Genomic DNA, 5,804 nt, shown 5'->3' on the forward strand with positions numbered 1-5,804 from the left:
ATGACGAAGTCGTGGCCCTTGGGCTTGCGTGCGATGGCGTCGATCACCGCCTGCGTCACCAGGGCGTCGTCGGCCGAGGCCCGCAGGGCCGCGCGCAGATCCGCGGCATCCTCCTGTCCGAGGCACATGTAGAGCTTGCCCGTGCAGGTGAGGCGGACCCGGTTGCAGCTCTCGCAGAAATTATGGGTCAGCGGCGTGATGAAGCCGAGGCGCCCGCCCGTCTCCGCGATGCGCACGTAGCGTGCCGGGCCGCCTGTGCGGTCGGGCAGGGGCGTCATCGTGAAGCGGCTCTCCAGCCGCGCGCGGGCCACCGAGAGCGGCAGGAACTGGTCGGTGCGGTCGCCCTCGATCTCGCCGAGGGGCATGACCTCGATGAGCGTCATGTCCATGCCGTCGCCGTGGGCCCAGGCGATCATGTCGGCGATCTCGTCCTCGTTGACCCCCTTCAGCGCCACCGCGTTGATCTTGACCTTGATGCCGGCCTTGCGCGCCGTTTCGATCCCGTCGAGCACCACCTTGAGGTCGCCCCGGCGTGTCACGGCGCGGAACTTGTCCGGGTCGAGGGTGTCGAGGGAGACGTTGACACGGCGCACGCCGAGTTCGGCCAACTCCGGCGCGAAGCGGCCGAGTTGCGTGCCGTTGGTGGTCATCGTCAGCTCTTCGAGCGCCCCCGTGCCGAGGTGGCGCGACAGGCGGCGGAAGAGGTGCATGATGTCACGGCGAACCAGCGGCTCTCCGCCGGTGATCCGCAACTTGCGCACACCGCGCCCGATGAAGACCGCGCAGAGCCGGTCGAGTTCTTCCAGCGAGAGAAGGTCGCGTTTCGGCAGGAACTGCATGTCGTCCGACATGCAGTAGACGCAGCGCAGATCGCAGCGGTCGGTCACGGAGATCCGCAGATAGGTAATCGCCCGCTGAAACGGGTCGATCAGCGGCGCGGGTGCGACCGGAGCGGCGACGTCGATGGCGCGGGGACCCCACATGCGGGTTTCTGTGCTCTGCTGGGGTGACAAAACGTTGGCGCGGCCACGTGACGAGCCTAGCATCCACGTCATATGAGGTCTCGTACGATCAGGGGCAAGTTTGCGGAGGGCGCAGGCCCCATGCAAGCCAAGCGGCCGGATGGCCCGGCCAGGACGCGATCATGACTCAACAGGCTGTCGATCCTCACACGGCGTCGGGCGCTCCCGAGCGTTGGCCCACCGAGATCCGGCTCGCCGGCGACAAGCGCACGCTTCACGTCGCCTTCGAGGATGGCGGGCGTTTCGCCCTGCCGGCGGAATACCTGCGGGTGTCGAGCCCGTCCGCCGAGGTCCAGGGCCATTCGCCGGCCGAGCGCAAGGTGATCGGCGGCAAGCGGGATGTGGCCATCCTCAAGGTCGAGCCCATCGGCAACTACGCCGTGAAGCTCACCTTCGACGACATGCACGACACCGGCCTGTTCGGCTGGGGCTACCTCTACGATCTCGGACGCGAGTACCGGAACCGCTGGGCCACCTATCTGTCCGAGCTGGAGGAGCGTGGCCTGAGCCGCGATCCCGTCCGCCGGAGCGCCAAGCCCGCCGTACCCCCGAGCGAGGGCGGCGGCAATTGTGGCAGCGGTTGCGGCTGCCACTGACTCAACACTGAAAGCCTGCGGCATGACGCAATCCGACAGTCCGGTCACGAGCCGGCGCGTGCTCGCGCTCGCCCTGCCGATGACGCTCGCCAATGTCACGACGCCGCTGCTGGGCTTCGTCGGCGCCACCGTGATCGGCCGGTTGGGAGATGCCGCGCTGCTGGGCGCGATGGCGCTCGGGGCGGTGATCTTCGATGCGATCTTCTGGTCGTTCGGGTCGCTTCGCATGGCGACCGCCGGGCTCACCGCACAGGCGGTGGGCGCGCGCGACGCCCACGAGATCGATCGCACGCTGGCCCGTGCCCTGGCCGCCGCCCTTCTGGTCGGTGCCGTCATCGTCCTGCTGCAGGGGCCGATCGGCCGCGCGGCCTTTGCTCTGAGCGGCGCGAGCCCCGCCGTCATCGCCGGCCTCTCGGCCTATTTCCACATCCGCATCTTCGCGGCACCCTTCACGCTCGCGAACTACGCCATCCTCGGCTCGGTGCTCGGGCGTGGGCGGACAGATCTCGGACTGCTGCTGCAGGTCGCGATCAACCTCACCAACATCCTGCTCACCCTCGCCCTCGTCCTGGGCGCCGACCTGAGTGTCGCGGGCGCCGGGCTCGCCACGCTGATCGCCGAGGCGGCCGGCGCGGTTCTCGGCCTCGTCGTGCTGGCGCGCCTCGGTTCGCGACCCTTCGCGGTGCCGTTCGGGATGGTTCGCGACCCACGGGCACTCGCCCGGATGCTCAGCGTCAACGCCGACGTCATGGTCCGGACCCTGCTGCTGGTGGCCTGCATCACCCTGTTCTCGGCGCTCGGCGCGCGTTCCGGCGACGTGGTACTCGCGGCCAACGCCGTCCTGTGGAATCTCTTCATGATCGGCGGCTTCTTCCTCGACGGGTTCGCCACCGCCGCCGAGACCCTGTGCGGTCAAGCGGTCGGCGCGCGTGACGAGGCCCGGTTCCGGTGCGCGGCTGGCCTGAGCCTTGCCTGGTGCCTCGTGTTCGGGGCCGTCATCGCGGGCGGCTTCCTGATTGCCGGCAACGCCTTCATCGACGCGGTGACGACAAACCCCGAGGTGCGCACCATGGCGCGGCTCTACCTTCTGCCGGCGGCCCTGGCGCCCCTGCTGGCGGCCGTCCCCTTCGCCTTCGACGGCATCTATATCGGCGCCACCTGGACGCGGGCGATGCGCAACCTGATGCTCGCCGCGAGCGCCGCTTATGGACTGGCCTTGATCGCCGTCCACAGCCTTAACCTCGGCAATGGCGGCCTCTGGCTCTCGTTCCTGATCCTGCTCGCCGGGCGCGGCGTCAGCCAGGCGCTGGCCTATCCCAGCCTGACGCGCCGTACATTCGGCCCGGCAGTTCCCGCTCCGCCCGGCGAAGCGGCCCGTTTCACCGCGGCCTGACCGACTTCGTCCGACGATCTGAGGGCAATCTGCAAAGGGGAGGGCCGCTGCGCGCCGTCAAACAGGGGTCGGCGCGAATAGGGTCGAATACTTCGCATCGACAACAACGCCTTAGTTTGGAATTGTTCCGATCTAAGAACGTGACGAAAAAGCCTCTTTGCTTGTCTTTGCGGCTGGTCTACGCGCTTCTGACGATGCGCAAGACTCTTCTCTCCTCCCTCCTCATGGCCTCCCTGATCGCCGGGGGCGCTTCCTTCAGTGGAATCGCCCTGGCGAAGGAGACGCCGATCGGCCCTCACGTTACCCAGAACGGGATCGAAGTGGGCGCGGTCTACCTGCAGCCGATCGAGATGGACCCGCCGGACATGATGCGCGCGGCAGCAGCGTCCGACATCCATCTCGAGGCCGACATCCACGCTGCCAAGGACAACCGCAACGGCTTCGCCGAGGGCGATTGGGTGCCGGCGCTGTCGGTGACCTTCGAGATCACAAAGCTGGAGGGTGAAGCCGCCACCGGTCCGAAGATCTCGGGCGCACTGATGCAGATGGTCGCCAATGACGGGCCGCATTACGGCGATAACGTCAAGCTGTCGGGCCCGGGCCGCTATCGCTTGAAGCTCACGGTGGCGCCCCCCGGTGCCCATGGGCATTTCGGACGCCACGTCGACAAGGAGACGGGCGTCGCCGAGTGGTTCAAGCCGTTCGACCTGATCCAGGATTTCACCTTCGCCGGTATCGGCAAGAAGGGGGCGTACTGAACCTCATGACGCTTCGTCTAACCTTCCCGCGCCTGCTCGGCGCAGCCTTTGCTGTCGGCCTCGCCACCGGTTCGGCGGCGCGCGCCGACGATCTCCCGGTGATCAAGGTCGAGATGCGCGACGGGGCGATCATCCCCAGCGTCATCGAGGTGCCGGCCAACGCCCGCTTCAAGCTGGAGATCACCAATACGGGCACCAGCCCGGTGGAGTTCGAGAGCCTGGAACTGAAGCGCGAGAAGGCGCTGGCGGCGGGCGCAACCTCGTCGATCGTCTTCCGTACGGTCGACCCCGGCAGCTACGACGTGTTCGACGACTTCCATCCGAACGCCAAAGCCACCCTGGTGGCCAAGTGAACTCCTCGACGTGACCCCCGCGAAGTAACCCCGGCGAAGCAGCATTCCATGGCGGTCTCGACCTCCATCCCCGCGCGCGACGGCCGCGATGCCTGGATCGACGCGAAGCTCGCCGATTTCGGGCAGTGGCTGCAGAGCCATGGCGGCCTGATCCGCACGATCCAGTGGAGCGTGGTGGGGGTCTACCTCGTCCTCGTCGCGGTGCCGGCCTTCCTGCCGCTGCCCGATCGCAGCGCGCATCTCTGGAACAACCTGACGGTCTTCGCGCAATTCGCCTTCTGGGGCATCTGGTGGCCCTTCGTGCTCGTCAGCATGGTGGTGGTGGGCCGCGCCTGGTGCGGCATCCTCTGCCCCGAGGGGGCGCTCACGGAATTCGCCAGCCGCTGGAGCCTCGGACGCGCCGTGCCGCGCTGGATCACCTGGGGCGGCTGGCCGTTCGTGGCTTTCGCCGGCACCACGGTCTACGGCCAGATGGTCAGCGTCTACGGCTACCCGAAGCCGGTGCTCGCTGTTCTCGGCGGCTCGACGGTGGCCGCGATCGCCGTCGGTCTGCTCTATGGCCGCAACAAGCGGGTCTGGTGCCGCTATCTCTGCCCCGTCAACGGCGTCTTCGCGGTTCTGGCAAAACTCGCCCCGGTCAGCTTCCAGGTCGATCATGCGGCTTGGGCCGCCTCTCCGAAGCCCCGCACCGGAACCGGTTTCAACTGTGCGCCCCTGGTGCCGGTCAAGACCATGAACGGCGCCGGCGCCTGTCACATGTGCGGGCGCTGCTCGGGCTATCGCGGGGCCGTGCGCCTCGCCCGGCGCTCGCCGACGCACGAGATCGTGCACGTGGCCGGGGCGGAGCCCAGCCTCGACCAGACCGTCCTCATCCTGTTCGGCATGATGGGTCTGGCGGTCGGTGCCTTCCAGTGGTCGTCGAGCCCTTGGTTCATCGACATCAAGCAGGCGCTTGCCACCTGGCTGATCGAGCGCGGCACGACCTGGCCCCTCGAGACCACGCTGCCCTGGTTCATCCTGACGAACTATCCCGAGCACAACGACGTGCTCAGCCTCCTCGATGGCGGGTTGTTGCTGGGCTACATCACCGCCGCCGCGCTCGTGCTCGGTCTGTCGCTTTCCGCACTGGTGGCGCTTTCCACACTGGCGCTGGGCAGCTGGTCGAACCGCCGCTTCCATCACCTGACGCAGACGCTGATCCCGGTCGCCGGCTGCGGCGTCTTCCTCGGCCTGTCGGCCCTGACCGTCACTTTCCTGCGGGGCGACGGCATCGTCGTGCCCTTCGTCTCGGAGATGCGGGCCGCACTCCTCCTCGGCACAAGCCTGTGGAGCGTCTGGCTCGCCTGGTCGGTGGCCGGGCTTTCGGCGCGGGGCCTGCGCCGGGCGGGCGCGACCCTCGGCATCGCCGCCGCCTGCGCCCTCTCGGTCTCCGGCTGGGTGCTGCTATTTTGGATCTGGTAGGGCGGCCGTTCCGGCGGCGCCCGCGAACATAAGGGGTTACTCCACATGATTGGAGCCTTCGTCATCGCCTTCCGCGAGGTCATCGAGGCAGGCCTCATTATCGGCATCGTGCTGGCCGCTACCCGGGGCATCGCCGGGCGCGGCCGCTGGATCGCCCTCGGCGTCCTGGGTGGCCTTGCCGGCGCGTCCCTGGTCGCCCTGTTCGCGGAAAAGATCTCCGA

The 5,804-nt window shown here is 68.0% G+C and carries 6 protein-coding genes and 1 pseudogene; 6 read left to right on the top strand and 1 reads right to left on the bottom strand.

Features of this window, described 5'->3' with window-relative positions; genetic code table 11:
* Positions 1 to 983 (bottom strand): GTP 3',8-cyclase MoaA (moaA, locus tag JWQ05_RS07330; protein ID WP_299656844.1); only part of this gene is annotated, 983 nt, incomplete at its 3' end.
* A 161-nt stretch (positions 984 to 1,144) separates the two neighbouring features.
* Here moaA and JWQ05_RS07335 point away from each other — a divergent pair.
* The 6 genes and pseudogenes from JWQ05_RS07335 to JWQ05_RS07360 form a co-directional block, all read left to right on the top strand.
* On the top strand, positions 1,145 to 1,618 hold the full coding sequence (locus JWQ05_RS07335) for a DUF971 domain-containing protein (RefSeq protein WP_299656849.1): 474 nt from the start codon (positions 1,145 to 1,147) through the stop codon (positions 1,616 to 1,618).
* Between the two features lie 22 nt (positions 1,619 to 1,640).
* A complete protein-coding gene (locus JWQ05_RS07340) occupies positions 1,641 to 3,011 on the top strand; it encodes an MATE family efflux transporter (protein WP_299656852.1) in 1,371 nt (456 codons plus the stop codon).
* Positions 3,012 to 3,205: 194 nt separating this feature from the next.
* A complete protein-coding gene (locus tag JWQ05_RS07345; RefSeq protein ID WP_299656861.1) occupies positions 3,206 to 3,769 on the top strand; it encodes an iron transporter in 564 nt (187 codons plus the stop codon).
* A 5-nt stretch (positions 3,770 to 3,774) separates the two neighbouring features.
* Positions 3,775 to 4,122 (top strand): cupredoxin domain-containing protein, encoded by a 348-nt coding sequence (locus JWQ05_RS07350; RefSeq protein WP_299656855.1) that lies wholly within the window; start codon positions 3,775 to 3,777, stop codon positions 4,120 to 4,122.
* 48 nt (positions 4,123 to 4,170) lie between these two features.
* The gene (locus JWQ05_RS07355; RefSeq protein ID WP_299656858.1) at positions 4,171 to 5,583 is read left to right on the top strand and encodes a 4Fe-4S binding protein; all 1,413 of its coding nucleotides are present in this window, start codon (positions 4,171 to 4,173) and stop codon (positions 5,581 to 5,583) included.
* Between the two features lie 45 nt (positions 5,584 to 5,628).
* A pseudogene (locus tag JWQ05_RS07360) lies at positions 5,629 to 5,804 on the top strand (iron permease); the annotation flags it as partial.

The organism is Methylobacterium sp. (assembly GCF_028290105.1).
Classification (GTDB): domain Bacteria; phylum Pseudomonadota; class Alphaproteobacteria; order Rhizobiales; family Beijerinckiaceae; genus Methylobacterium.